Raw genomic sequence first — 26,014 nt, forward strand, 5'->3', positions numbered from 1 at the left:
ATTACTGTCCTCCTGTAGCTAGCGTCATAATATTTTCTTGTGTGGCTTCTTCCCTGCTCAGCTCTCCGCTGATCTTTCCCTCGTGCACCACGACAATACGATCGCTCATGCCGAGTACCTCAGGGAGTTCCGAGGATACCATGATAATCGCGACTCCACGTTCGGTCAGCTCGTTCATCAACTGGTAGATTTCCCGCTTGGCTCCCACATCCACACCTCTCGTCGGTTCGTCAAGAATGAGCACATTTGGACCAATACCTACCCATTTGGCAATAACCACCTTTTGCTGATTACCACCTGACAAACTGCGAACCGTTGTTTCGCCCGATTGGGTTTTAATTTGTAAGCGCTTAATTAAAGTGTTAACAAAATCTAGCTCTTTTTTACCTGAAATAAATCCTTTTGAAGTAAAGCTGAACAGATTTGGCAGCACCATATTTTCCCGGATGGAAAAGTCCAGCACCAAGCCCTCATCTTTTCGGTCTTCTGTAATGAAGCCAATCCCAAGTTTCACCGCATCATCCGGCTTACGAATAGACACTTTTTTTCCACGCACATGAATCTCACTACGATCCAAAGCATCCAGTCCAAATAACGCCCGCATGATCTCGGTCCGTCCCGAGCCCATTAAGCCTGAAAAACCTACAATTTCCCCAGATCGTACAGTGAAATTCACATTTTCAAATAACCCTTTATGCGAAGCATTTTTGACCTCCAGCACCACTTCTCCCAAAGCAGGCGTTCTTACCGGGTAGCGTTCAGTCAGCTCTCTACCCACCATTTTCCGTACAACTTCATCAAAATGCGTATCGGGAATCGCCTGAGTATCCACCGTTTTCCCGTCACGCATGATGGTAATCCGATCACAGATCGCGAATATCTCCTCCATCCGATGTGAAATATACACAATCGAAACACCATCTTTTTTCAAGGAAGTAATAACCTCGAACAGCTTCTGAATTTCTCGTTCGGTTAAGGCGGCTGTCGGCTCATCCATCACGATAACTTTAGCATCCGTCATGAGTGCTTTGGCAATTTCAATCATCTGCTGTTGACCCACTGAACAATCGCCTGCTTCACCGTTCAATGGAAGATTTACCGAAAGCTTGCTGAATTGTTCATTTGCTAGCGCTTTCATTTTGGAGCTGTCTAGTAAGCCCCACTTGGATGTCATTTCCTTGCCGATAAATAGATTTTCCAGCACGGTCATCTCCGGCCACACATTCAGTTCCTGGTGAATAAAAGCAATTCCTTTTTGCTCCGCTTCTTTGGGGTCGGCAAAATAGGTTTCCTGACCGTCAATGATGATCGTTCCCTCATCTCGCCGATGCAGTCCGATTAAAATATTCATCAGCGTTGATTTGCCTGCACCATTCTCACCCATGAGGGCATGTACTTCTCCTTCACGAAGATCAAAGTCAACACCACTCAGTACCTGATTGGTTCCAAAGGCTTTGTGAATTCCTTTCATTTGAATCTGCATGCTGTACCCTCCTTTTTATTCAACATTGATTTATCCAAAATGAACTCCTGCCTGCAAAATACAATTGGCAAACGGCTTAGCCTCTCCTGTACGAATGACCGCCTTCGCATACCGGGTCAGCTCCTTGAATTGTTCATGAGGGCAAAACTCAATGACGGCTGCCTGCTTATTAAGCTGTGGCTGTTCTAATTGCTCCCCTGCAAAGGTGCGCATAATATACTGTAATGCTTGTTCATTTTCTTGTTTAATTTCTTCGGCCAGCATTACTTTTTCGATCACCATATCTGCTGCAATGACATCAACGACGTCCTGAAAGGATGGAACCCCCAATTTAAGGGCCAAATCAATTTTGGTAACGCCTTCAGGAACAGGTAAGCCGGCATCAGCCACGACAATATAGTCTGTGTGGCCGAGATCCGACAGTATTCTGGATATATGACTGTTTAGGATTCCATGTTTCTTCATATTATACTTGCTCCTCCACTTCACGTCGGGTTGGCATTCCACCTTGGGCTCCAAATTTGGTTACGGACAATGACGCAGCACGATTAGCAAATTTCACACTGTCTGCCAGCGAATTTCCTTCAGCCAATGCCACTGCAAAAGCAGCGTTAAACGTATCTCCTGCACCTGTTGTATCAACGGCTTCTACTTTATAAGTAGGAACCACGACTTCCTGTTCTCCGTCGAAGAATCGTACACCGTTGCTGCCCTCAGTCACAAACAGCTTGTTGGGATATTTGCGCAACGCTTCTTGCAGGCTCATATCCTTAAACATAATGGCAGCTTCATGCTCGTTTGGCGTAATGTAGGTCGCATTCGCAATTACGCTTTCTTCCACTTCACGAGCCGGGGCTGGATTCAGCAACAAGGGTACCTGGTACTTCGCACAAATTTCGCTTACATAAACAACCGTTTCCGACGGTATTTCCTGTTGAATTAACACAATATCCGAACTTCGAATGACGTCAAGTGCTTCTTCCACATAGGCGGGTGTCACTTCATTATTTGCTGCTTTTACCACGACAATACTGTTATCACCTTCAGCTAGTACAATATGCGCTGTACCGCTTTCCATATGTGTAACCGGTTTCACATAGCCAGTATGAACATGATTTTCTTCAAAATTCCGTAAAATCTGTTCTCCAAAATGGTCATCCCCTACACGTCCAATCATCGTAACGTCTGCTCCGAGTCGTGCTGCGGCTACTGCCTGATTGGCTCCTTTACCTCCAGGTACGGTTGTAAAGCTTTCACCCAATACCGTTTCACCAGCACCGGGACGTTTGGACGAAGTAACTACGAGATCCATAGAACTGCTTCCGATAATTGAAATTTTAGCCATCATGATCCACCTTTCTTGTCGTTTCCCGTTCTATAAATTTGACGGGCAATTGTATGCTTGAATAGGTAAGTACTTTCGAATGAAGATTAGGTACGCTTGACTTCGTTACTTGCGACTGCTCAATCAACTGAATGAGTAGCCCTGCTGCTTCCCAGCCCATTTCATAAGCAGGTTGTCGGATCGTTGACAAAGGCGGGAATAACAAACTACTTAATGGTATATCATCAAACCCGATAATTTGAACATCATCCGGGATTTTCTTTCCTAATCTATGTGCCTCATGCATCACCGCTGTAGCCACGATATCGTTACTTGCGATAACTCCGTCCGTATCCGGGTACTTGCTAAACAGCTCTTTGGCCCACGACTCGGCCTCCTTGAACGAAAAGGAGGTTGTCTCGACCACATGGTAAGCAATTCCGGATTGCTGAAGCTCTTCAACCGCCCCGCGAAAACGGTCTTGTGCTGGACGAATATGTGCAGGGCCCTGCATGACTGTAATTTGTTTGCTGCCGCGGGCAACCATTTCTTGAGCAGCCAAGCAACCGCCATGGGCTCCATCTGCATATACGGAGAGGCTGTCACTGGAAGTTCGATCGAGAAAAACGACCGGGATCTTCAGTTTGGCATAACAATCGGCATCGGGATCATTGGTAGAAGAAATAACACCAACGACATTATTTTGAACAAAAGTATCCATGTAATCCAATTCTTTTTGGCGATCTTCATCACTATTACCGAAAATAATCCGAAAATCATTTTCCTGCATTCGATCCTCCACCCCACGAGCTAACAAGGGAAAGTAAGGGTTCGTAATATCCGGCAGCAGCAGGCCGATTAATCTGGATTTCTTTTTATACAAAGAACGTGCAACTTCATTAGGCTTGTAATTTAACTGCTTCACAGCAGCCTCTACCTTTCGCCGTGTATCCTCATGTACATATCCAGTTTCATTAATAACTCTGGATACGGTCGCTACGGAAACACCTGCAAAGCTGGCGACTTCTTTAATTGTTGTCATAGTGTAGGTTCAACTCCAATGTGTAACCGGTTACACATATAAAATATCACAGCATTAATTTTTTGACAAGCATTAATTATTTGCACGTTGAATGCTTTAGCTTTATAATTCTTATTGTAACTAATGAAGTTCCACCTTAATACACATTCTAAAGGGGGGAGCACCACTCCCAGTTACTCAATAAAATACGTATACATGGAGGCTTTTTCCTTATGAATATCGAAGTTTGGTCTGATTATATGTGTCCATTCTGTTATATCGGCAAACGCCGTTTGGAGCAAGTATTACAGCAATTCCCACATCGCAATGAGGTGCAATTGACATTCAAGAGTTTCGAATTGAACCCGAATGCTGTGAGAGATAGTGGTAAAACGATCAATGAAGAACTATCAGCTAAATATGGGGTCAGTCTGCAAGAGGCTCAGGCTATGAATGATCGAATGAACGAAAACGCACGCTCTGCGGGTCTTGATTATAATATTCATGCCATGGTGCCGACGAACTCTCTTGATGCTCACCGCTTAACACTTTGGGCTCAAACACAAGGCAAAATGCTGGAGCTGAGCGAGCGTTTATTCCAAGCTGTTTTCATCGAAGGCAAGCATACAGGGGATCATGAAGTGCTGGTAGCGCTGGCTACTGAAGTTGGTTTGGATCAAAAGGAAGCGGCTGCTATATTAGCCAGTGACCGTTTTACCGACGAAGTTAGAGCTGATGAAGCCGAAGGCGCTGAGTTGGGTGTTCAGGGTGTGCCATTCTTTGTATTTGATCGAAAATTTGCTATTTCTGGTGCCCAGCCGGAGGAAGTATTTCATGATGCGCTTCAAAAAGCATGGGATGAACGCTCACCTTTCACCATGATAAGCGGCAGCTCGTCCAAACAAGATGCAGGTGGTTTATGTACCGATGAGGGTTGTGAGCTTCCAGGCCGTGAGGGCTGAACAGTCCGTGAATGAAGATTTTCTACTTCCTAAATAAATTTTAAAAAAGCGTGCCAGCACTCAATTAAACCTGAGGCTGGCACGCATCTTTATTTTATAACGATTTAATCATTCCGCCATCCACAAGGATGGTACTCCCTGTCAAATAGGATGAAGCTGAAGACGCCAGAAAAGCAACAACTTTACCGAACTCTTCAGGCTGTCCATACCGTCCCAATGGAATGCCCTCTTCTGCTTGTTTGCGAACCTGATCCGTCGTTTGCTGGGTTTTCTCAGCTCGATGCTCGTCCAAGCTACGCACGCGATCAGTTGCAATTCTCCCCGGTGCTACAGTATGTACCAGAATATTATGAGGAGCTAATTCCAGAGACAATGTTTTTGCCAATCCAGCAACTCCAGTACGCAGCGTATTTGAAATGATTAACCCCGGAATTGGCTGCTTAACTGAGGAAGAAGCAATATTTAAAATCCTACCGCTTTGTTGTTTTTTCATATATGGTAACACTTCACGGATCAACCGGATATGACTAAGTAAATTTTGTTCAAAGGCCTGCATCCACACTTCATCTGTAAAATCATCAAAGGTACCGGCAGGAGGCCCACCCGCATTGTTAACCAAAATATCTACGGTGCCAAACAAATCAGCTGTACGGCGGATGGCCTGGGAGATATGTTCTGGTTTTGTTACATCGCAAACTACATATTCAACGCGGCCACTCGCTGTTTCCAGTAATTCCGCCTGCGTCCGCTGAAGCTCTGCTTCGTTCCGTCCTGAAATGACGACATTCGCACCCTCGCGTGCCAGCTCTCGTGCGCTTGCCTTGCCGAGTCCTTTACTGGAACCTGCAACAAAGGCTGTTTTTCCCGTTAATCCTAAATCCATCTATGACACTCCCTTTTCTAAGCGTTCTCTATTTAATTGTACACATGACCAGCACATAATGCGAATAGCTTGGTAGTATTATGAAGGCTATCTATCTTCTCACCATTAAAAAGAATACGAAATCATTAATTGCAAGGTAAAACAAAAAGGCCTGACAGTTAGTCAGGGCCCTTTTTGTTTACAGCACGTTAAGATGTTGATGCAGGTGTTGTTGTCTGCTCGTATACAACAACGGACTGGCTCTCAGGCTCCCATTTTACATTTGTCCCCAAGGCCTCTCCGATTACCCTTACAGGTACCATTGTCGTCCCATCCACTATGGATGCTGGCTGCTCGATAGAATACGGCTGACCGTTAATATATGCTTTTGGACTGTTAACAAATAATTTGACGGACACGCCGTTACGGGTGACAGTAACAGCCTTTTCTTTCGGATCCCAGGAAACCTTTGCATCCAAAGCTTCGGAAGCTGTTCTAAACGGAACAAGTGTGGTCCCATTGCGGTTAATCGGTTTGGCATCGTATTTTTCACCATTCACGAACAGCTTCATACCCGACGGCCGTCCGGCCTTCTTCGAGAATTCACCCAGCTTTTTGTAGCTGTCCAGATCGGACACATTAGCCAGTACCGCCTCCTCCTGCATGTAAACGGCATCAGTCACATTTCCGTTTTCAGCCAGTAGCTCAGCTGCCTCAGTCAGTGCTTTACCAGAATTCCGGATCAATTCAAGTTCAGCAACCTGCTCCGGAGTCAAACGGTTTGGGTATTTCGTAAGCAGCAGATTCGCAATAACCGCTCCTGCCGGCTTATCCTTCGTATTTTCTACCGCGTGAAGCAGACCCTTATAACCGTTGCGTCCCTTGTGACCATTATGGTCTTTGGACTCCTCGTATGTATCATCTGTTACTGCAACAGGTTCGGTTTTTCTGATTTCTGCGTGTTTGTCTTTTTTACTGTTTTCATCCTTTTTCCCGGATGCTTTGTCTTTTTGTTTTTTGGACTGATCATTGTCTGAGTCATGGGGATTGATTGGCTCTTCCCCGCTCTTTTCATTCCCGTCTTTAACAGACGTCTTTGCTTCCTGTTTGTTCTCCTGATCATTTCCGCGTCCCTGCTTGGCTTCAGCGGTTCCCGCTGCCAAACCCAAGACCAGTATACACGCTAGTAAAGCTGTCCAAGTGTTTCTCATGATGCGATTCCTCCTTATAGTAAAGACCGGGCTCAAATGTCCCTAGATGTATTAACGGCTTCTCTAAGCTGATTTTTTATCTTTTCTTATCTAATGTGTGAGACACTACTATAGCTGCAGTCCATATTGTCAAAATCACTATAAAATTTTATTATACGCCTAACCTATTTACACAGTATAATGAGAATTACACATGCATTTTTAAGAATCAGCCTTTACATTCGCATAATAGAAAGAAGATGAAACAGACATGTTCGGCACCATTCTTTTGGACGTTGTTTTACCTATTTTTGTACTTATCGGTTTTGGTTGTATCATGCAATATTATTTTCGACTGGATTTGTATACCTTAGCTAAAATCAATTTTTACTATATCACCCCCGCAGTTGTGTTTACAGGTCTTTATAACTCGGAAATTTCTTTAATGCTCATGGGTGAGGTTTCACTTTTTTATGCCTTGTACATAGCTATTCTGTACGTAATCAGCACTACCGTCGCCAGATCTCTGAAATACAGCCCCGGAATGCGCGGAGCTTTTACAAATAGTGTGATGCTAGATAATTCAGGAAATTATGGTCTGCCAATCAATCAGTTGGTGTTCAAAGGTGACCCGTTGGCCATTTCCGTTCAAGCTCTGATTATGACCTTTCAAAGCTTTGTCACTTTTACATACGGCACTTTTGTTGTGCAAAACGGCAAGGCCAATACTCGAAAAATATTAATTAACTTTTTTAAAATGCCTGTTCCCTATGCGCTTGCGCTAGGTTTGCTCCTTAATCTGCTGCATTGTCCGTTGCCTAATTTACTGGCTGAACCTTTGAATTATATTAGTCAGTCGATGGTTGCCGTGGCTCTACTTACTTTGGGAGCACAAATTGTGCAATATCCCTTTCGTTTGCGCCGGACAGCCGTGTACATTAGTATGGTACTACGTCTGATTGCTGGTCCAATGGTCGGTTTTATGCTCGTCTTGCTGCTGGGTCTTAAGGGGATTCCGGCTCAAGCCTTGCTCATTGCATCGGGTATGCCTACCGGCGTTAATACAAGTATTTTGGCGGAAGAATATAAAAATGAACCCGATTTTGCCGCACAAACAGTATTACTTTCTACGATTGTGAATGTCATTACGATGACACTGTTAATTTCAGCATCTCGGCATCTTGTTTGAGGTGTATGATAAATATAAAAAATGGATTAGAGACGCTTTTGTCTAAGGACAGGAGCGTTTCTTTTTTGAGATAAAAGAACATATGTTCCCGTAAGTGTTTCTTTTTTTCTACTTAAAGTGGTGTGTTTGTTTTGTGGAGATCGTATGCGAGAAAGAGTTTTGTTTCTATTATGAATTTTTCATATAATGAAATAATTATATTATTTAATTTGAATCTCTATTAGTTGCTGTTTTCAACTTGTCGTTGCTTTTTCCCCAAAAAAAGAATGCGGGACAATAAGGTCGTCAAAAATAAAGCCAGCTCACTCATTAGAGTGGCTGACTTAGGATTATCCTTATTAAGGTTTAGGGCTCAATTCCCCATTGCTTGCTTCCAGACAGGTAAGCGGTTATTTTAGCAGAATCTTGTAAACTGTTTGCTGTGGGATTAAATGAATAATCATCGGTTTGTGTGTAACTGCTCCAGTCCTCTTTGGATATCCGGGTTTGCAACTCCACACTTTGACCGGGTTCTAAAGAACCCGCAGCCGATTTAAACCCGATTTCTGCATAAGAATCTGCCCCTGGCTTCGCATTGGATAATGTTTTGAAGCTAGCAATCACATTCCCTGTACCGACGCTCGACCAATCCGTGAAGAAATTTTGTACTTTCTCCCCGTTAATGGTGTAATAATAACGCAATGTCACGTCTGCTAGGGAAATTGATGAGGTTCCCGTATTGGTTATTTTAAATTTGGAACTGATTGTATTGCTTGTGGCGGATACATTCCCATTGAAGGTTTGCACCTTCAGAACGCCCTCGCCTGTTCCCGGCTCACTTGGCGTATCCCCTTTCACCGTAATCGTAAACAACACATCATTACCTGTACTAAAATGGAAGTTTAGTGCTGTCTCTCCTTTAGGAAGTTTAGATAAATACTTGTTGGTAAGAACGACTGTTTCTTCACTAAGCGTATAATCTTCACCTTTGTTCAACACCACACTCCCCTGCTTGATCGCTTCTAACGTATTGCCGTTAAGTGTTAGCTTGACAGTAAGATCCGTATTGCTGTTATTCACTCCATAGGTTGCAGTCGTTGGTGTAATACTTGCTTGCCCGGTAGATGGCTGATCACCACCCACACGATCTGCCACCAGAATGCCACGGCCATTCGTTCCCAGATAAGCACGTCCATAAACCCGAGGGTCCCCAATAATTTTGGTCACTCGAGCATATTGATGCTTGTCATCATTAATGCGCGCCCAGTTTGCGCCAGCATCGTCCGAACGGTAAAATCCACGTGTACCATCAATTTTACCAACGATAAATACCGCTGCATTCGTACGGTTCGGCGCTGCCTTACCAAAGCCTACAAAATCCGCTTCCTGCACATTAGAGAGCTTGGTGAACGTAGCGCCGGAATCATTGGAATGCCATAAGCCATACGGCCCTCCATCCTCGGAGCCTCCGGCGAACCATACATCTCCTTCTGCTCCTCGTACAGCATCAATATCAGCATTGCCTGCTGTCGGCAAGCCAGTTACCGCTGATGGCGTAAAGGATACGCCTCCATTGGTGCTCACATATATTTTCCCGGAGGCAAATGCGTAATATTTATTAGGGTTCACTCGGTCAGAGACGACCTTTGCATTCGCTGGAATCCCTGTGCTTGCTGTCCATGAGTTGCCGCCAGTTTTGGAGTAGAACACACCTTTGTCTGATGTACTCCACAGCAAGCCATTACCATCTGTTGCTACGGCGATGCTGCCTCCTCCTGCTGTACCGGAAGGCTCACTATTTGCTTTATACCAGTTGGCTCCTCCATCATTGGAAAAACCGATGGATTTGGCATTTGGATCTTTTTTATAATCCGCTTTACCTACTCGGGCCATAAAAGAAGGATTCAGCTCGGCATAATCAATGCTTTCGCTGCTTGTAAAGGTCGGATTATCCAGCATTTTAGCTGGAGCCTTGAATAAATCGTCATGTCTGAATCCAGAGACATCACCTACTGCGCTCACCAAAGGCGCGCCGGTTGGAGGGCTCACCAGATCCAAAATTGCCGTTTCCTCTACCCCTTTAGCGGCTACTGAAATATCCAGCTTTCCGCCTTTATCCCAATTGGTCAGATTTTTAGAGCCATAAATCGTAGCTCCGGTGCCGTACAACATATGGTCTGAATTAAATGGATCTATCTCCAGATCTCCAATCATCCACCCCAGCTTGGGCGATACTTCCGGTGGAGCAGGGTTGGCATTGAAAGTCAGCCAAGGCGCACCGCTTATATCCAGATTGTATTTTAGCTTACGAGACGGATAACCATCAAATTCCCAAATAGGACTCCAAGTTGCCCCACTATCAGTGCTGCGATAAATCGTTTCATCCGGCCACCAGGCATTCAACGTAGCAACCATGAGTGTACCTGGCTTCTGGGCATCCACCGTCAGTCCACCATATCCAAAATGATTGTCCGCACTACTGCTACCTATGGGGCTAATGTTAGTCCATTGCCCGCTTGCTGTATTCAATTTCCACAGTTCACCCTTTGATCCATCATATGGACCTGCTCCATCGCTATAAGAAATATATAGATTGCCGTCCGGTGATAACACACCGTGATGTGGCAAATAGCCCGTAGGCTGTCCCGCTATAGCAGACCAGGTTGTCCCGCCATCTGTACTGCGATAGACACTTTGCTTTTTATCTGCAACACCTACATAGATCGTCTGCGTTGCTTTACTGGAAGAGCCTGTTTTTTTGTCAAAGGTGATCCACGCTAAACCGACAATGTCGCTGGTATATTCATTGGAAGGGTCCTGTACATACGTCCCTGGATTCGGGAAACTGCTTACCTTGCTCCAAGTTGCTCCAAAATCAGAGCTTTTCCATAGTCCATTACCACTTCGAGCTCCAAAGAACAAAATATTATTTTTATTTGGATCAATCGTCAGACGTTCACCCATTGAACGCCCCGGCATATTGCCCCCCACCTTAAAAGGAAGCTTGGTTGTCTGCCACGTATTGCCCCTGTCGATGGAACGCATAATTTGCCCGTTTTGTTTATCCCATGAATTAGTATACGTACCTGTAGCTATATATACACGATTCGGATCAACAGTATCAGTCGCTAGTGCATCGACACCATTTTTGTTCCAATCCTCCCAGCCCACAGAATCCGTCAGCGGAATCCAACTCTCATTGGCAGCATTCCAGCGGTAAGCTCCTCCAATATCTGTACGGGCATAGATCAGGTCTTTTTCCGTTTCATTAAAAATAATGCCAGGTACAAAACCTCCTCCTCCACCCGTAACCACACTTTTCCAACTGTAATCGTCACTTGGAGCAGCATGAGTCGGCGCTATCATTCCTGTCCAGGAAGCACCCGCTACCACAAGCGCCAAACAAGCAATTCTCAACCTGTTTTTTGCCTTAGTCAATGAATTCAACCTCCTTCTTCATTATCAATTGACTATGCGAGTCATTTTGAGATAAAAGTAATCAGCCGATTCTGAATTCGTTCCTATCGTTATCGTTGCTTCTCACAATTCTGACAAATGTCCTCTCAGACTCACCCCCATTCATTCCCAATAAATACGGTGCAACACTGGTTTTGTTAGCGCTTACATCGGTGTCTTGCTCAATAGATTCGTCATCTTTTTCCCATTTCCTTGTGCGAAAAATCAAGATAATACAATTTTATCTCCTGCTCCGCAGCTTATAATAGGAGGTTTGAACTTCCTTCAGAGTTAATACCTTTTATTTAATTCTATTATGAATTTTTCATATAGTGAATTAATTACTTAATTTTCATTCTTTATGGGTGTCAAAATACTTTGATTTACAACAAAAAACCGCGCTATGCGCGGTTCCAGCTTCGTTAATATGTCGTCAGTCATAAACATATGCCTATTATTGCAAGTATTCAAGCGCCAGTGCTAAAAAAATATGCCCTGAGACGAGCAATGCCCGCTCATCAAAATCAAAGTGAGGATGGTGATGAGCAAAATGCGTTCGTTCATCCTCATTGCGTGCACCCACATGAATGAAGGCTCCCGGTCGATGCTCCAAATAATAAGCAAAATCCTCTGCTCCCATGACCGGCTTCAAATCCAAAAAAGCGTCTGCTCCATACAGTCTGCCGATGAGCTCGCGTACACGTTCCGTTTCGGCTTCGGCATTCACCAAAGAAGGATAGCCATTCAGATAGTCAATTTCGTATCCGGCATGATAAGCCTCAGTCAACCCCTTGACGATACTGCGAATTTCATTCTCCACTTCCTTACGCACTTCCTTATTAAACGTACGTACGGTGCCTTCGATTTTGGCCTTATCTGCAATCACATTAAAGGCAGTTCCAGCTTGAAATACCCCAATCGTTAACACTGCTGATTCAATAGGGTCCACCCTGCGACTAACCACCTGCTGCAACCCGTTCACAATTTGACTGCCGATAACAATAGAGTCCACCGTCTGATGCGGTCGTGCGCCATGCCCGCCTTTACCGTTGATCTGGATCGTAAACGCGTCGACAGCTGCCATCGCAGGCCCACTCTTTAATCCAATTTTACCAAAAGGAATTTCAGATGCGAGGTGAATACCATATACCGCCTCTACCCCATCCAGACAGCCATCCTCAATCATAAACTTGGCTCCGCCAGGCGGTTTTTCTTCCGCATGTTGAAAAATAAACACAAGCTTTCCCTTCAGCGCCTCACGGTTATGACTCAACACGCGTGCCACTCCAAGTAACGCAGCCGTGTGACCATCATGTCCGCAGGCATGCATAACACCCGGAACGGTCGATTTATAAGGCACATCCTTTTCATCCTGAATGGGAAGTGCATCAAAATCAGCACGAAATGCAATCGTTCTACCTGGCTGACCGCCTTCTAAAAACCCGAGCACACCGTTTCCACCCACATTCGTTCTTACCTCAATACCAAAAGAGCGCAATTGATCGGCGATAAATGCAGACGTATTCGTTTCTTCAAAAGACAGCTCGGGATGCTGATGTAAATGTCTTCTCCACGCAATCAGCTCTTGTTCATCATCTTTTAATTCCTGAACCCATTTATCTAGCATAATGCCCTCTTTTCCTATTGAATTTATATACTTCTATCCTTATCTTACCATGAACGGCCTGTAGAATGTAGCTCTCTTATCATACCGATAGCAGATCAAAGGAAGGGGTTGAACCTAGGCCGGGTAATGACAAGCGGCATAATGTCCTGTGCTAATCGCTGTCAGCTCAGGTGCTTCCTCACGACAACGCGAGGTCGCTAGTGGACAGCGGGTATGAAAACGACAGCCGGATGGCGGCTTCGCAGGCGAAGGAATCTCACCTTGTACCGTAATTAGCTCCCGACGGTTTTTCGGATTTGGGTTAGGTATCGAGGCAACAAGCCCCCGGGTATACGGATGGGCAGGATGCCTGAACAACTCGTCACTTGGCGCAATTTCTACAAGTTTCCCCAAGTACATAACCCCTATCCGATCTGAAATATGGCGGACAATGTGCAATCCGTGTGCAATAAACAAATAGGTTGTATCCAGCTTACGCTGTAAGTCCTGAAGCAGATTGACAATTTGCGCCTGAACGGAAACATCCAAAGCCGACACTGCCTCATCCGCCAAAATAAACTGCGGTTGCAGAGCAATGGCACGGGCTATCCCGATTCGCTGCCGCTGTCCTCCCGAAAATTCATGCGGAAACCGCGTAACCAGCGAAGGTGATAATCCAACAGCGCTCAGGAGTTCTTCCACCCGTTCCTGCTTTGCCTTGCCATACAACCCTTCATGAACCGCAAGCGGCTCCCCTATGATATCTCCCACATTCCACCGTGGATCAAGTGATCCGTAGGGGTCTTGAAAAATCATCTGCATATCACGGCGAACGGATCGCAACTCAGAATTTCCTAAACGTGTCAGCTCCCGATCCTGGAACCATACCTGCCCTGAGGTCGGACGTTCCAGCTGCATCAGCAGCCGACCTAAAGTAGACTTACCGCTGCCGGATTCTCCGACCAATCCAAAGGTTTCGCCCTGCCGGATTGAGAACGATACATCATCCACCGCCCGGATCGAAGCACCCGTCCGACCGGGAAAGCTTTTTTTCACCGGATAATACTTGCGAATTCCATCCACTCTAAACAAGTCCTGCTTGTTCTGGACGGTTTCCGTGATAGTCTCATTGGATTTAGGGGAGTTCTTTACCTGTACGCCATGACTGCTCACCTTAGCCCCATCAACAGCAGATACGTTCGTCAATTCTTCCTTTACTTCGGTTGCCTTTGCAACAGCATCTGCCGTGATCTGCCCTTTCACCGATAGCTCTGTAATAAGCCAATCGCCGGACGCAGCCAATTGCTCCGAATGCCAGCAAGCTACCTCGCGTTCATCCTTGGCTACCAGCGGTGGCGCTTCGTTTTTGCATTGATCTGTCGCATGCGGGCAACGCGGGTGAAACAAGCAGCCGGAAGGCAATGCACTCAGGCTCGGAATTGCCCCCGGGATCGAAAACAGCTTGCTGCTGCGATCTGTATCCAGTGTTGCCACCGAACGAAGTAACCCTCTAGTGTAAGGGTGCAATGGCAGCTCGAACAGTTCTTCCGTTACTGCTTGCTCCACAACTCGACCGGCATACATCACAACAATTCGATCCGCAACCTCTGCGGCAATACCCAAATCATGCGTAATCAACAGAATCGACATGTTGAATTCTGTCTTTAATTCCTGAAGCAATTGCAAAATTTGTGACTGAATCGTTACATCCAGCGCCGTTGTTGGTTCATCCGCTATTAGCAGCTCAGGGCCACATGAAAGTGCCATTGCAATCATCGCCCGTTGTAGCATCCCACCGGACAGCTCTCCGGGGTATTGCTTCATACGAATTTCCGGTTCAGGAATCCCTACCCTGTTCAGCAAATGAACCGCATGAGCCCATGCTTGCTTTCGTGTCTTCCGGTCATGCTCCATGATGATTTCTATCAGCTGATACCCGATAGTGTACACCGGATCAAACGCCGACATCGGCTCTTGAAATACCATCGCCATCTTTTTGCCACGAAGTGAGCGTAATTCCTGCTGTGACAAAACGGTCAAATCTATGCCCTGCAACCGTATTTGTCCTTGGGCAATTCGTCCGTTCTCATAATCGATTAGCCGCATAATCGCCTTGGAGGTAATCGTTTTTCCGCTGCCAGATTCACCGACGAGGCAGACCGTTTCTCCCGCCCTGATCGTCAGTGATACGTTGTCGAGTGCTTGCAGCAAACCTTTTTTAGTGTGAAAATCGACCGACAAATGTTCAATCTCCAGCAATGATGACAAACGAACTCCCTCCTTCTATAGCACTTAAGAATAGGCTTCCTGATGCTAGTTTGCGTTCTTTTTCGGGTCCAACTGGTCTCTCAGCTTGTCGCCCAAAATATTGACTGACAACACAAACAACGTAATGGCTAGGCCAGGAAAGGTACATATCCACCAAGCTACTGTCAAATATCCTCGTCCTTGAGACAATACTGTTCCCCAATCTGGAATTTCCTTTACCGTGCCAAGTCCCAGAAAGCTTAATCCCGATCCGGCCAAAATAGCGCTACCGATGCCAAGCGTCGCCATCACGAGCAAAGGGGACAAGGAATTAGGAAGCACATGACGCCAAAAGATGCCGAAAGGTGTAACTCCGATGGAAAGCGAAGCAATGACGTAAGAACGTCCTTTTATACTCATAATTTGGCCTCGCATAACTCTTGCATAACCGGGGACAGCAGATATGGCTACCGCCAGCACAATATTGAACAAGCTTGGGCCAAGAGCCGCCGCAATCGCCAAAGCCAGCAGAATTCCGGGAATAGTCATCAAAATATCAATAAATCGCATCAGTATCGAATCCACTGTACCGCCAATGTAACCTGAGAGCGCACCAATAATTCCACCCACCAGACCGCCGACGAGTACCGACATGAAGCCAATAAACAGAGAATCCCGACTTCCGTGAACAACCAGACTGAATACATCCCGCCCAAAATAGTCCGTTCCGAACCAGTGAGAAGCACTTGGGCCTTGTAAAATATGGTCGCTTAACATTTCTGTGGGTGCATAAGAAGCAATCCATTGCGGAAACGCCGCACAGACGATTACGAACACAATAATCAGTCCCGCCGCATATACGAACCCATCCGACACTCCACCGAGCCGCCACCTTCCAGTTTGCCGAGCTACCCGCAGCTTTCTTTCCTTCCAAATTGTTTTGGCAGCCATTGTTTCTCTCAACCGACTTCCTCCTCCCTGAATCCTTCCGGCTTACGCCGAGCGTCTAACCCTTGGATCAATGAACGTATACGATATATCCACCAGTAGATTTACGATCACATACATGATGGCAGAGAACAATACAACTCCCTGCACAACTGGTAAGTCTTTAGCCATAATTGCGTCCGCAATTAAACGCCCAATGCCTTGCCGTGAAAATACCGTCTCACTCACAACTGCTCCGGCCAGCATTTCTCCCATCAGCATCCCGATCATCGTTATCGCTGGAATCAACGCATTGCGTAGCGCATGGCGATACATAATAACCTTCTCAGACAAACCCTTGGAACGGAGCGTTACGATGAACTGCTCATTAATGACTTCCAGCATACTGTTACGCACCATTCTGACAATGAACCCTGCACCGACAATGCCCAAAGTGAGAGACGGAAGCACAAGAGTTTTCCAACCGTCCGAGCCCATAGCAGGCAGCCATCCCAAGTGAATGGAGAAAATAAGCAACAGCAGAATGCCTGACCAGAATGTGGGCATAGAAATGCCGAACAATCCAACGATTCGTGCAATGATATCAATCGGTTTATCCCGATGAATGGCCGACAGCACTCCAAGCAGGACACCAATAATGACCGAAATAGCAGAACCCGCAAGCGTCAGCGCCAGTGTAGGCGGGAGATTGACCCATATTTTAGGCAGCACCGGATCAGCATTGAGCAGTGATTTTCCAAAATCACCTTGTAGCAGATTTCCGAAATAGTTCAAAAACTGAACATGAAAAGGCTGATCCACTCCCAGCTTATGACGCAAATTGGCGATCATCTCTGGCGTGGCCGTTGAAGGGTCAAGAATCGAATCTACCGGGTCCCCCGGGAGCAGATACAAAATGCTGAATACCAAAATACAGGAACCCAGAATGACCAACAAAGAAGTAACCAGTCTTTCTGCAACAGCTCTGATCATAGCCCACACTCCTTCCCTACTGGATGGTCCCCAGAAATTACTTAGCAATACTATTTTTGAATACGCACATCGTTAAAGAGCGGATAACCCACTAAATCGAATTTGAGACCCTGCACTGACTTGGCTGCTCCAACCGTATAAGGGAAAACATAAATCGGAATGATGACGGCCTGATCACGTATTAGCTGTTGCACCTTTTTATAAATCTCCTCCCGCTTGGCATCGTCCTGTTCAATAGCTCCCTGCTCCAACAGCTTGTCGACCTCTGGATTGGAGAAGTTAGGCAGTGTAGGCCGCTGATTTGGTGCCGCTGTGTGGTAAAAAGCATATAAAGCGTTCGGGTCCACATTGACCTGGCTATTTCCGTAGAAATCATAGTTTCCGTTCGTATATACAACTGTTGCAATATCCTTGGTAATTTCAATCTTCACATCAACACCGATTTTCTTCAGCTGCTGCTGAATAATGGCTGCAATGTCGTTCCGTTTTTCACGGTTCGGAGTGCCGTCTACATAATGCAGCGTCAGACGTTGTCCATCCTTCACCCGAAAACCATCCGTTCCCTTAGCCCACCCCAACTCATCCAGTAACTGATTGGCCTTGTTAAGATCAGGCTGCAAGCCGTTTTCCAGTGATTTATCATATCCAAAAATACTTGGAGTGAGTGGCGACCAAGCCTGTTCATAAGTTCCTAGATACAGCGTTTTGACGATCGTCCCCACATCAATACCATATTGCAATGCCTGCCTCGCCTTTAATTCATTCCACGGTGTCTTCTTTTGGTTAATGAACAGTGTATATGGCAATCCTAGGGTATTGACCTGCAACAATTGGAAATTAGGGTCACTCTTCAACGTCAAAATGTTCTGCGGTGGGACGGTTTCAGCGGTCAAAGCCTGCCCACTCTGCACACTGCCGATCCGGGTCGCCTCCTCCGGAACAATTTTAAAGGTCACGCTGTCCAAATACGGCGCTCCCTGATTCTCAATAGTTTCCGGTGCCCATTTGTAATCCGGGTTACGTTCGATTTTGATTTCTGCATTTTCGTCCCATTTTACAAACTTAAAGGGGCCTGTACCCACTGGATGCTTACCGAATTGATCTCCATATTTTCTAACTCCTGCTGGCGAAACAATGGCTACAGCCGGAACACTTAAATTGCTCAAAAATGCCTGCGATGGTCGTTTCAGATTCAATTTAATCGTGTATTCGTCAATCACCTGTGAGGATTCATAGGGAGCCAGCAAGTTAGCGGCATTACCTACTACGGCTTGCGGATCAATAATCCGATCATAGCTAAATTTGACGGCTTCCGCATTGAACGGAGTTCCGTCATGGAACTTAACATCCTTGCGCAGCTTGAATGTATAGCTTTTGCCATCCTCGGAAACGCTCCATTCGGTTGCCAGCCAAGGCTTAATCGTATTGTCCGGTAGCTTTACCACCAAGTTATCGAATATCGCACGATATACCCGAGATGCTACTGCCAATCCACTCTTATGCGGGTCCAGTGAATCCGGCGATGTTGCCAGTGCATAGGTAAGATCTCCACCTTCTGCAGCTTGCCCGCCTCCCGCTGCATTCGCCTCAGTATTCGTAGAATTGGCCCCGCTATTACCCGAGCATGCCGATAAGACCAGCACCATCGACAGGGTTAAAGCTACCATTTTTGCAAATCGACTTGTTCGTTTCACCTAAAAACACTCTCCGATCTGATGGGTGATGTTATGATTACATTGCATTTTTGGAGCCGATGTTTCATTGTTGATAATTCCAATGAGATATATATGAATTATGTTAATAACTGTATACCTGCGTTTTTATAGTGTCAATGCAGGTTCTAATTGGAATGCTCTATAGATGGATAGAAGACTTGAATTGACAACAAAAAAGAGCCGATAGGATACTCTCCCCGACTCTTTTTCATTACTTACTTTCTATTTCGAATTTTTCAGGTATTGAAAAACTGACTGATATTCCCTCTTATCGGATGTTTCTGTTCCCTGTACTCACCTTTCGTATAGCTTCCAATCACCTTACGCCAAAAGGACTGTGCCGGCCTATTCGTGCTCATTTGGGTCACCTTCCAACGTCCGTTAAAACGTCCAAACAGCTCATGAGCCGCCCAAGTCCCAACCCCATTATGCCGATAAGGACGAAGTACAAAGAACTCAGCCATGTAATAGTCAGCTTCTCGATTGCTGGACATTCGGTCAACGAGTGCAAAACCCACAGGAATATCCTGTCTCCAAATCAGAAAAGGTAGCTTCTGTTCACCGCTCGTCCAATATTGATACAAGTCTGGATAAGCCGGGAATGTCCCCTTCTCAGTGACATCAATTCGAAGATAGGCTGTAAAATCATATAAATAAAATTGCATGAGCTGTACAATAATGTCCTTTTGCGACTCCGGTACACTCTTAATAGACAGCTTCAGTTCCGATTTGATATTATACCCCATACTTTCACCTCTCTTGGCGGTTCAATCTGTTCTTTAACTTCGAATTACATCCCATCCAGTGCTGTTCAAAATATGCTAAAATACATATATATTATGACCGGACGAGGTGGAACTCAATGAATATACAAAAGATCATCGACCGGCGCAAACTAGATGAAAAAATGCCGGGATTACCATGGTACGTGCAGCAATTTATGGATTATAAGCTGCCCGACCTGTCCCCTTCCACATTACTAGAATATGTGCGGGATTACGAAGCTTTCTTTTCATGGCTTCGCGCGGAAGGCTTGTCCACCGGAGAAACGAATGCCCAAGTTACACTGGAAGAGTTGGAGACACTTCATATGGACAGTATTACAGGCTTTCGATTATTCCTGTCTACTAAGCGCGAAGGCTCCAACTCCCGTATTACCATTTCACGTAAGCTATCGTCTCTGCGTTCGCTTTTTCATTATTTAAGTCAGATCGCTGAGGATGAAAATTTTTATCCGTTGCTCAAACGCAACATTATGGCTAAGGTCGAAATCAAGCGTATACATAAACCCAAGGATACGGCGGCTAAGCTTAAAGGTAAAATACTGGAAGAGGAAGAACTGCTTGAATTCATCGGTTATATTTATGAAGGCTATGGTCAAGATTTGGCCGATAACAAGCAGGCTTTATACTCCTATGAACTAAATAAGGAACGGGATGCCTGCATCGCCAGCCTCATTCTGAACTCAGGCCTGCGCGTATCTGAAATCGTCAATCTGAATCTGGACGATTTAGACATAAACAATAAACTATTATATGTGTACCGCAAAGGCAATAACGACGAAACCTTTAAAACGCCGGTGTATTTCCGCGAGCAATCCAAAGATGATCTCGTACTTTATTTGTCCCTGAGACATACCCGTTACCGCGCTCCAAAAAAAGAAAAGGCTCTCTTTGTCACACGTCCTAACGGCAGTACAGAAGGCAAACGAATGACCAAAAGAGCGATTCAGGCAATGATCATTAAGTACGCCAAACGGTTCGGCAAGCCTTACCTTACCGTGCATAAGCTTCGTCATTCCTTTGCTACTGACTATTATTTACAAAATGATATTTACAAAACAAAGGAACAGCTGGGGCACGCTTCGACAGAAACAACAGAAGTGTATGCTCACCTGACTGACAAAACCATGTCTCAGGCGATCGAACGGCGGGTAGAGACTCTAACCGACTCAGCCGATTGATGTCTCACCCCTGCTCATTCCTCATTCCTTCTATCTGCTTTTGAATCTGTTCGAGTAGCCAGCGGCCTGCGGGTCCGTTGGCCTCGGCAGGAAATATCTGTATCATTTCATCTGAGTAGTGACCTTGAGCCCAATCCATTTGATGCTCCCAAACCGCTACTCCCTGTACATTTGTCAGCTTATCGGTAAGCTGAGCATCCGATTGTTCCCGCACCATGACCAGCTTCGGATAATCCTCTTGCTTGAAGCCTTCTAGCAACACACAATCATAGGCCTGAAAATGCCGGATCAGTCCGGTAACAGGCTGACTATTCTCCTCTAAAATGGCTGTTCTTCCAGCCGAAACAATAGCTATGCCTTCAGCACCCGCCTGTCGGTGCTTGAACGTATCTGTACCCTCATGATCCATTTCAAATTCATGTCCATCATGCTTAATCACTGCTACGCGTAGACCTGACTTCTGCACATAACGAATCAATCCTCCGAGAAAGGTCGTTTTTCCCGTATTTTTGAATCCGACGATTTGACATACAAATGGATGTTTCGTATTCACGTCACCTGTCCACCTTGTAACACCAGTACACGCACCTCTTCACCTTCGCGTAATCCTTCTGTTGTGGGAGGAATCACGATCAGACAGTCGCTGTCCTTAATGGTCACCATGACACTGGATTCATCTACTCGCGCAGGAATCGCGTATACTTGTCCACCACGTATCTCCAGAGAGCTGCGTACAAAGCGTGTATAGTTGTTTACCTTCGTATAATCTGCGCCTAACTTCGCCGTCCAGGTTTGTAAATATGGATGTGCCGAAGATACCATCATTTGGATCGTCGGCCGTACAAACAGCTCACAGCCTACAAAGCACGCACCGGGGTTGCCTGAAAGCGCAAATAACAGCTTGCCGTCAATTACTGCGGCTGTGGTCACACTTCCTGGACGCATCGTAACCTTGTTGAACAGCATATTCACATCTTCTTGTCGTACCAGATCACCCATAATATCAAAATCCCCCACCGATACTCCTCCACTCGTGACCACGATATCATAGGCATCTATCGCTTCACGTACAGAAGTACGGGCAAGGCTCAAATCATCATGAATGGCTTGTAAAATAAACGGCTCTCCTCCTGCCTCTCTAATTTGAGAAGCCAACATATATGTATTACTGTTTCGAATTTTCCCCGGTTGTAACGGCTCATCCACTGCAAGTAATTCCGATCCTGTAGAAAATACGGCCACCCTTGGCTTCCTGTAAACAGGTACCCGGTGTACTCCAAAAGTAGCCAGTACCGAGATGTGCCCTGCTCCCAGGCAGGTTCCCTTACTAAGCAAAAGCCGACCTTCCTGAATCTCATGACCAATCTGTGTCACATTTTTGCCAACTTCTATACGCTTCTTCAAGCCGACATATGTCTGTCCGTTTTCCTCTCGCAGCTGTGTCGCTTCCAGCATGACAACCGTGTCCGCTCCTTCAGGTAATTGCGCTCCTGTCATGATGCGGGCAGCCATTCCAGTCTCCACCCGCTTGTCCGATACGGTGCCACATGGAATTTCATCAATCACATGTAGCCAGATTTCCTGACCGGATGAGCACACTTCGGTGTCCGAGCCTAGGATCGCATAACCGTCCATACCTGACCGACGAAAACGGGGATACGGGTGTGGTGCGGTCAAATCCATCGCCAAATAACGTCCATGCGCCTGCTCCAGCTCTACGTCTTCCCTTTCACCCTGTTTAACATAGCTAGCTATCCTGCTTTGTGCCTCTTCCACCTGAACTGCTTTACGCTGGAATTTTTCTGCGTTTAATGATGTATGATTCATAATCTCACTCCGTTCTTCTAAAATGCCCTCTTTCTGTTATAACGCTAAAACCGTTATCTGGCAAATCGGGAGGGGGTGTTTAGATCTTCGACTTCGGTTGCTTTTACCCCTATTGACAGTCTAAGTATGTATGGCAATAAAAATAACCCGTGAATTCTACGGGTCATTTCTATAACTTTTTAAGTGCTTTAAGCTTATTATGAGACATAGAGCAAGTGAAGTCAGATTCTTCGAATCGTACCTCCAAATGCGTTAGACTCGATCTCACAAAACCAAGTCGTGATAGCTGAAAAGCTTCCTTGCAAGTCTGTGTGGTTAGCCCGATCGTATAAAAGCAATGCCCCAAATTGAAAACGCGGTACTTCATCAGTTCTTTTCTTTTTTCTTAAGCTCAGCCGGTATCGGTTTAGCACCAAATACTGTTTTTTCATTTTTGGTAGATTCGTTAGCGTATTTTCCCAGTCTTATATTTAAAACTCTCGCCAATCTCTTTTCCATTTTCGTTCACCTCCTTTCCATAACGGAAGAATGCTGAATGCTTGAATAGCTAAAGCTAAGCATATTATGTGGGACTGTATAAAAAAATTCACTGCGCAAACCAAAACACATACCGTTTTATAATATTTGTGGTTATTGGTCTTATGAATATAAATAAAATGATTGGGTGCATAAACTAAAAACACTAATATTGAACAAGCATTAATAATCAAAATTGTTGATAAATTTAAAGAGACGAAAGGTATAGTTACACATATTGCCGTTGTAAAAGAGACACAAAATGTAAGATTGCTGAAGTGTGCCCCTCCTGAAAATCTTCTTACAAACATGATAGTAACCAGAGCAAATAACGATCCCCAAAAATGCCCGGTCATCCAAGCGATAACCGCAACCATTAGTATCGATGATACTTCGGTAATTTTTATACCAAGCGCATACTCCATCACTTCTACACTTGTTGGACCATCAGGATCAGCTTTTTTTATTTCCGTTGCGATGTACCTTGATAGCGCTTCTAGCACCCTCGTAATCTCCTCTCTCTGAAAAGAAATACGACAAGCCGAAAGTAAGCAATGAAATGGATAGTAATCCTATGGTATTTGAGCTATAGAGCATATACAAAGTAATAAAAATGGTGGCAGCTGATATTAGAGCACCTAGAATCAACAGCTTATTTAGGGACGATAAGTAATTTTCAGCTCTTAAAAAATCATGTGGAGGCTGAATTATAAACGAGAATCCAAAGTTATATTTTCCCATCACAAAAGAAATAAAGTACGCAATAATAATAGAAGATAACTGAATAACGTAAATAGAAGAGCCAGAAGTATCATTAATAACACCTGGTTCTGCTACTCCGAAAAAATTCGCAAACAGAAATACAAATAGTTGTAGGTTAATGTAGGCCGTTAGACCAGAACCAGCAGAAAAAGCTGCTAGATGGGTTTTGATCCCTAAACCGAATCTAAAAAAGATAACCATTAACAAATACTGAAGCGGCAAATCTAATTTAGGCAAGCCTATAACTTCCCTCATTAGAAAGGAAAACAAAGCTATGCCAATTGCATAAAATAATATTTTTCTACGATATTCCCTCACGGGAAGCATATAAAGCTTTAAGACCAAAATAACAGCGGCCAAAGCATCGAATACACCAAGTAATATATATAAAAAAGCAGATAACACAGATACACCATCCTCTTATTTCGCCTGTTGTAATTGTATATTTTACTATTAGATGTGGCAATGAAATAATCTAGTAAACTGGTAATATTTGTTTTTATGTAAGGTAAATATTTATTTTTGTCATCAAAAAATATAAAAAGAACGATTTTAAAATCGTCCTCTTGTTGCAGTTTTAGCCTGGAACCTTCTGAATTATCTATCTGGCATCATCCTTTTGTCGAGCTGCTCAAGTACAAGCGGCCAAGCCTGCTCATGTTGGTTTCTTGAATTCTCGTCTGGTAAACCTGCATGCGTTAAGTAAAGATGCGTGCCATTACCGCGAGGTTTAAGCTCAACAGTGAGAACTGTTTCAGCTCCCTTGGTACCGCCTTCGCCAGTAATCCAAGTCAGCTCGATCAGTCGGTTTTGCTCAAGTCTTAGAAATCTTCCGTAATGTGGATGACGCTTCCCCTCAAAATGCGTTTCGAAAAAGAAGGTCGTGTTCACTTTAGCCTCCATTAATACTGATCCTGGGGCTGCAAACCAACTGTCAAACTGCTTCGTCCAAGCCTGATACAGGACATTCGGAGAACACTCCATTTTTCGTTCCACCATTAGATTAAATGGTCTTTGTGAAAGATCTGGCCAAGAAATAGATAGTACCATTTAATTTTCAATCCCTTCAATCAAACAAAGTTTTGATTATCTCTACATTAATATATCCATAAAAGTGTAGGTTTGGCTGTGCCGCTAGATGATCACCAACGTCATCTCTAAAAATAAAAAAAGGAACTGTGCATCAGTACCACAGTTCCGCGAATCTTTTGTTTTCAAATAAATTGACGATACCCGTCATCGTCGACTTCGTCGGCTGATTTTACCTGAACCGCTACGTGTTTTGGGCTTACTATAAGATTTACGCGGCGAATCAAATATGCTGGAACCGCCACTGTCGCTCCGGTCACGTGAAATCGAGCCTCTGCTCGGTGAACTGCTGGACCCTCTGTCGAACAAACTTCCGCTTGATCCAACGCTAGAATCCGAGTTCTTTCCTCTACGGGTAACCGAACCTTTCCGCTCCACCGTAATCGGCGGAATTGCCTTTTTCTCCTGCACTGTAGGAGCACGATATTGGCCCTGAGAAGGTCGGTATACATCTCTGCTGGAGTAGCCTCGATAGGAGCCTGAACCACGCAACGAATCAAACAGAGCATCTAGTACAGTTGCGGTTAAGTATCCTTTTAGAAAGCTTGAACTGTAATTTTGTTCGACATACTTTTTACTGTCAATTTCAATGAGTGTATCTTCCTTCTTAGCTGGATCTTGCTGCAAATGGTACCACTCATCGCTATATACCAGAAACATCCGCTCATTGCTCTGCGGTGACATTTGTTCCGGTGTACGCTGTTCTTTCAATTCCTCCGCTACTTCCGGGACTGTCTTGCCAGCTGCCCGGTATACATACGAGGTCGAGTTTCCGCTGCCACTAACCGATTCCAGCGGATACGTATCTTTTACACTTGGCGCGCCGCAGCCGCTTAACACGGATACGAACAAGCTCAGCGCCACAATGACCTTTAATGCATACTGCCAGGTGCGTTTGCTCAT

23 protein-coding genes are annotated in these 26,014 nt (G+C 45.1%); 3 read left to right on the top strand and 20 right to left on the bottom strand.

Annotated features, from left to right (window positions below; translation table 11 throughout):
- Nucleotide 1: 1 nt before the first annotated feature.
- The 4 genes from ACUUJN_RS14130 to ACUUJN_RS14145 are packed head-to-tail and all read right to left on the bottom strand — an operon-like array spanning nucleotide 2 to nucleotide 3,849.
- On the bottom strand, nucleotides 2-1,483 hold the full coding sequence (locus ACUUJN_RS14130) for a sugar ABC transporter ATP-binding protein (RefSeq protein ID WP_484668610.1): 1,482 nt from the start codon (nucleotides 1,481-1,483) through the stop codon (nucleotides 2-4).
- A gap of 30 nt (nucleotides 1,484-1,513) precedes the next feature.
- Nucleotides 1,514-1,948: a D-ribose pyranase gene (gene rbsD / locus ACUUJN_RS14135; RefSeq protein WP_023988928.1), complete on the bottom strand. Its 435-nt coding sequence runs from the start codon at nucleotides 1,946-1,948 to the stop codon at nucleotides 1,514-1,516.
- 1 nt (nucleotide 1,949) lies between these two features.
- On the bottom strand, nucleotides 1,950-2,828 hold the full coding sequence (gene rbsK, locus ACUUJN_RS14140; protein WP_484668611.1) for a ribokinase: 879 nt from the start codon (nucleotides 2,826-2,828) through the stop codon (nucleotides 1,950-1,952).
- Nucleotides 2,821-3,849 (bottom strand): LacI family DNA-binding transcriptional regulator, encoded by a 1,029-nt coding sequence (locus tag ACUUJN_RS14145; protein ID WP_053325576.1) that lies wholly within the window; start codon nucleotides 3,847-3,849, stop codon nucleotides 2,821-2,823. Before ACUUJN_RS14145 ends, rbsK begins: the two co-directional genes overlap by 8 nt.
- Nucleotides 3,850-4,061: 212 nt before the next feature.
- On the opposite strand from ACUUJN_RS14145, the gene ACUUJN_RS14150 reads away from it, so the two are divergent.
- Nucleotides 4,062-4,790 (top strand): DsbA family oxidoreductase, encoded by a 729-nt coding sequence (locus tag ACUUJN_RS14150; protein ID WP_023988931.1) that lies wholly within the window; start codon nucleotides 4,062-4,064, stop codon nucleotides 4,788-4,790.
- Between the two features lie 94 nt (nucleotides 4,791-4,884).
- Here ACUUJN_RS14150 and ACUUJN_RS14155 read toward each other — a convergent pair whose 3' ends face one another.
- Both ACUUJN_RS14155 and ACUUJN_RS14160 read right to left on the bottom strand, forming a co-directional pair.
- On the bottom strand, nucleotides 4,885-5,673 hold the full coding sequence (locus ACUUJN_RS14155; protein ID WP_053325578.1) for an SDR family oxidoreductase: 789 nt from the start codon (nucleotides 5,671-5,673) through the stop codon (nucleotides 4,885-4,887).
- 188 nt (nucleotides 5,674-5,861) lie between these two features.
- Nucleotides 5,862-6,863, bottom strand: a complete 1,002-nt coding sequence (locus tag ACUUJN_RS14160) for a copper amine oxidase N-terminal domain-containing protein (protein WP_484668612.1) — start codon at nucleotides 6,861-6,863, stop codon at nucleotides 5,862-5,864.
- Nucleotides 6,864-7,113: 250 nt separating this feature from the next.
- Between ACUUJN_RS14160 and ACUUJN_RS14165 the strand changes: the two genes are divergently transcribed.
- Nucleotides 7,114-8,031, top strand: a complete 918-nt coding sequence (locus ACUUJN_RS14165; protein ID WP_484668613.1) for an AEC family transporter — start codon at nucleotides 7,114-7,116, stop codon at nucleotides 8,029-8,031.
- A 345-nt stretch (nucleotides 8,032-8,376) separates the two neighbouring features.
- Here ACUUJN_RS14165 and ACUUJN_RS14170 read toward each other — a convergent pair whose 3' ends face one another.
- From ACUUJN_RS14170 to ACUUJN_RS14200, 7 genes are all read right to left on the bottom strand, one after another.
- The gene (locus ACUUJN_RS14170; protein WP_484668614.1) at nucleotides 8,377-11,448 is read right to left on the bottom strand and encodes a X2-like carbohydrate binding domain-containing protein; all 3,072 of its coding nucleotides are present in this window, start codon (nucleotides 11,446-11,448) and stop codon (nucleotides 8,377-8,379) included.
- Between the two features lie 472 nt (nucleotides 11,449-11,920).
- Nucleotides 11,921-13,093 (bottom strand): M20 metallopeptidase family protein, encoded by a 1,173-nt coding sequence (locus ACUUJN_RS14175; protein WP_068942589.1) that lies wholly within the window; start codon nucleotides 13,091-13,093, stop codon nucleotides 11,921-11,923.
- A gap of 114 nt (nucleotides 13,094-13,207) precedes the next feature.
- The gene (locus ACUUJN_RS14180; protein WP_484668615.1) at nucleotides 13,208-15,340 is read right to left on the bottom strand and encodes an ABC transporter ATP-binding protein; all 2,133 of its coding nucleotides are present in this window, start codon (nucleotides 15,338-15,340) and stop codon (nucleotides 13,208-13,210) included.
- 45 nt (nucleotides 15,341-15,385) lie between these two features.
- Entirely contained in the window at nucleotides 15,386-16,282 is an 897-nt protein-coding gene (locus ACUUJN_RS14185) for an ABC transporter permease (RefSeq protein ID WP_076265281.1), read from the bottom strand.
- A 30-nt stretch (nucleotides 16,283-16,312) separates the two neighbouring features.
- Nucleotides 16,313-17,239: an ABC transporter permease gene (locus ACUUJN_RS14190; RefSeq protein WP_023988940.1), complete on the bottom strand. Its 927-nt coding sequence runs from the start codon at nucleotides 17,237-17,239 to the stop codon at nucleotides 16,313-16,315.
- 50 nt (nucleotides 17,240-17,289) lie between these two features.
- Nucleotides 17,290-18,906, bottom strand: a complete 1,617-nt coding sequence (locus tag ACUUJN_RS14195) for an ABC transporter substrate-binding protein (protein WP_445671675.1) — start codon at nucleotides 18,904-18,906, stop codon at nucleotides 17,290-17,292.
- 284 nt (nucleotides 18,907-19,190) lie between these two features.
- Complete coding sequence (locus tag ACUUJN_RS14200; protein WP_484668616.1) at nucleotides 19,191-19,700, bottom strand: GNAT family N-acetyltransferase; 510 nt, start codon at nucleotides 19,698-19,700, stop codon at nucleotides 19,191-19,193.
- Nucleotides 19,701-19,816: 116 nt separating this feature from the next.
- On the opposite strand from ACUUJN_RS14200, the gene xerS reads away from it, so the two are divergent.
- Nucleotides 19,817-20,917 (top strand): tyrosine recombinase XerS, encoded by a 1,101-nt coding sequence (gene xerS / locus ACUUJN_RS14205; RefSeq protein ID WP_023988943.1) that lies wholly within the window; start codon nucleotides 19,817-19,819, stop codon nucleotides 20,915-20,917.
- Between the two features lie 4 nt (nucleotides 20,918-20,921).
- Here xerS and mobB read toward each other — a convergent pair whose 3' ends face one another.
- From mobB to ACUUJN_RS14240, 7 genes are all read right to left on the bottom strand, one after another.
- Nucleotides 20,922-21,470 carry a molybdopterin-guanine dinucleotide biosynthesis protein B gene (gene mobB / locus ACUUJN_RS14210; RefSeq protein WP_028541693.1) on the bottom strand — a complete coding sequence of 183 codons (549 nt, stop codon included), beginning with the start codon at nucleotides 21,468-21,470 and terminating at the stop codon, nucleotides 20,922-20,924.
- Nucleotides 21,467-22,744, bottom strand: coding sequence for a molybdopterin molybdotransferase MoeA (locus tag ACUUJN_RS14215; protein WP_484668617.1), 1,278 nt, complete (start codon nucleotides 22,742-22,744; stop codon nucleotides 21,467-21,469). The genes mobB and ACUUJN_RS14215 overlap by 4 nt, the downstream gene beginning before the upstream one ends.
- Nucleotides 22,745-23,110: 366 nt before the next feature.
- Nucleotides 23,111-23,242: a hypothetical protein gene (locus ACUUJN_RS14220; protein WP_484668618.1), complete on the bottom strand. Its 132-nt coding sequence runs from the start codon at nucleotides 23,240-23,242 to the stop codon at nucleotides 23,111-23,113.
- On the bottom strand, nucleotides 23,215-23,763 hold the full coding sequence (locus ACUUJN_RS14225) for an accessory gene regulator ArgB-like protein (protein ID WP_484668619.1): 549 nt from the start codon (nucleotides 23,761-23,763) through the stop codon (nucleotides 23,215-23,217). The genes ACUUJN_RS14220 and ACUUJN_RS14225 overlap by 28 nt, the downstream gene beginning before the upstream one ends.
- Nucleotides 23,714-24,427 carry a hypothetical protein gene (locus ACUUJN_RS14230; RefSeq protein WP_013310481.1) on the bottom strand — a complete coding sequence of 238 codons (714 nt, stop codon included), beginning with the start codon at nucleotides 24,425-24,427 and terminating at the stop codon, nucleotides 23,714-23,716. The genes ACUUJN_RS14225 and ACUUJN_RS14230 overlap by 50 nt, the downstream gene beginning before the upstream one ends.
- A 192-nt stretch (nucleotides 24,428-24,619) precedes the next feature.
- Nucleotides 24,620-25,072 carry an SRPBCC family protein gene (locus ACUUJN_RS14235; protein WP_310165778.1) on the bottom strand — a complete coding sequence of 151 codons (453 nt, stop codon included), beginning with the start codon at nucleotides 25,070-25,072 and terminating at the stop codon, nucleotides 24,620-24,622.
- A 186-nt stretch (nucleotides 25,073-25,258) separates the two neighbouring features.
- Nucleotides 25,259-26,014 carry a DUF4247 domain-containing protein gene (locus ACUUJN_RS14240; RefSeq protein WP_023988948.1) on the bottom strand — a complete coding sequence of 252 codons (756 nt, stop codon included), beginning with the start codon at nucleotides 26,012-26,014 and terminating at the stop codon, nucleotides 25,259-25,261.

This window comes from Paenibacillus sp. LRG-1, from assembly GCF_057220305.1.

Coding starts and splice junctions, on each gene's coding strand:
- ACUUJN_RS14155 (WP_053325578.1), bottom strand. CDS start 5,673: ATGGATTTAGGATTAACGGGAAAAACAGCCTTTGTTGCAGGTTCCAGT.
- rbsD (WP_023988928.1), bottom strand. CDS start 1,948: ATGAAGAAACATGGAATCCTAAACAGTCATATATCCAGAATACTGTCG.
- ACUUJN_RS14240 (WP_023988948.1), bottom strand. CDS start 26,014: ATGAGCAAACGCACCTGGCAGTATGCATTAAAGGTCATTGTGGCGCTG.
- ACUUJN_RS14220 (WP_484668618.1), bottom strand. CDS start 23,242: ATGGAAAAGAGATTGGCGAGAGTTTTAAATATAAGACTGGGAAAATAC.
- ACUUJN_RS14130 (WP_484668610.1), bottom strand. CDS start 1,483: ATGCAGATTCAAATGAAAGGAATTCACAAAGCCTTTGGAACCAATCAG.
- ACUUJN_RS14175 (WP_068942589.1), bottom strand. CDS start 13,093: ATGCTAGATAAATGGGTTCAGGAATTAAAAGATGATGAACAAGAGCTG.
- ACUUJN_RS14150 (WP_023988931.1), top strand. CDS start 4,062: ATGAATATCGAAGTTTGGTCTGATTATATGTGTCCATTCTGTTATATC.
- ACUUJN_RS14200 (WP_484668616.1), bottom strand. CDS start 19,700: ATGGGGTATAATATCAAATCGGAACTGAAGCTGTCTATTAAGAGTGTA.
- ACUUJN_RS14215 (WP_484668617.1), bottom strand. CDS start 22,744: ATGAATCATACATCATTAAACGCAGAAAAATTCCAGCGTAAAGCAGTT.
- ACUUJN_RS14190 (WP_023988940.1), bottom strand. CDS start 17,239: ATGATCAGAGCTGTTGCAGAAAGACTGGTTACTTCTTTGTTGGTCATT.
- xerS (WP_023988943.1), top strand. CDS start 19,817: ATGAATATACAAAAGATCATCGACCGGCGCAAACTAGATGAAAAAATG.
- ACUUJN_RS14195 (WP_445671675.1), bottom strand. CDS start 18,906: ATGGTAGCTTTAACCCTGTCGATGGTGCTGGTCTTATCGGCATGCTCG.
- rbsK (WP_484668611.1), bottom strand. CDS start 2,828: ATGGCTAAAATTTCAATTATCGGAAGCAGTTCTATGGATCTCGTAGTT.
- ACUUJN_RS14235 (WP_310165778.1), bottom strand. CDS start 25,072: ATGGTACTATCTATTTCTTGGCCAGATCTTTCACAAAGACCATTTAAT.
- ACUUJN_RS14165 (WP_484668613.1), top strand. CDS start 7,114: ATGTTCGGCACCATTCTTTTGGACGTTGTTTTACCTATTTTTGTACTT.
- ACUUJN_RS14145 (WP_053325576.1), bottom strand. CDS start 3,849: ATGACAACAATTAAAGAAGTCGCCAGCTTTGCAGGTGTTTCCGTAGCG.
- ACUUJN_RS14160 (WP_484668612.1), bottom strand. CDS start 6,863: ATGAGAAACACTTGGACAGCTTTACTAGCGTGTATACTGGTCTTGGGT.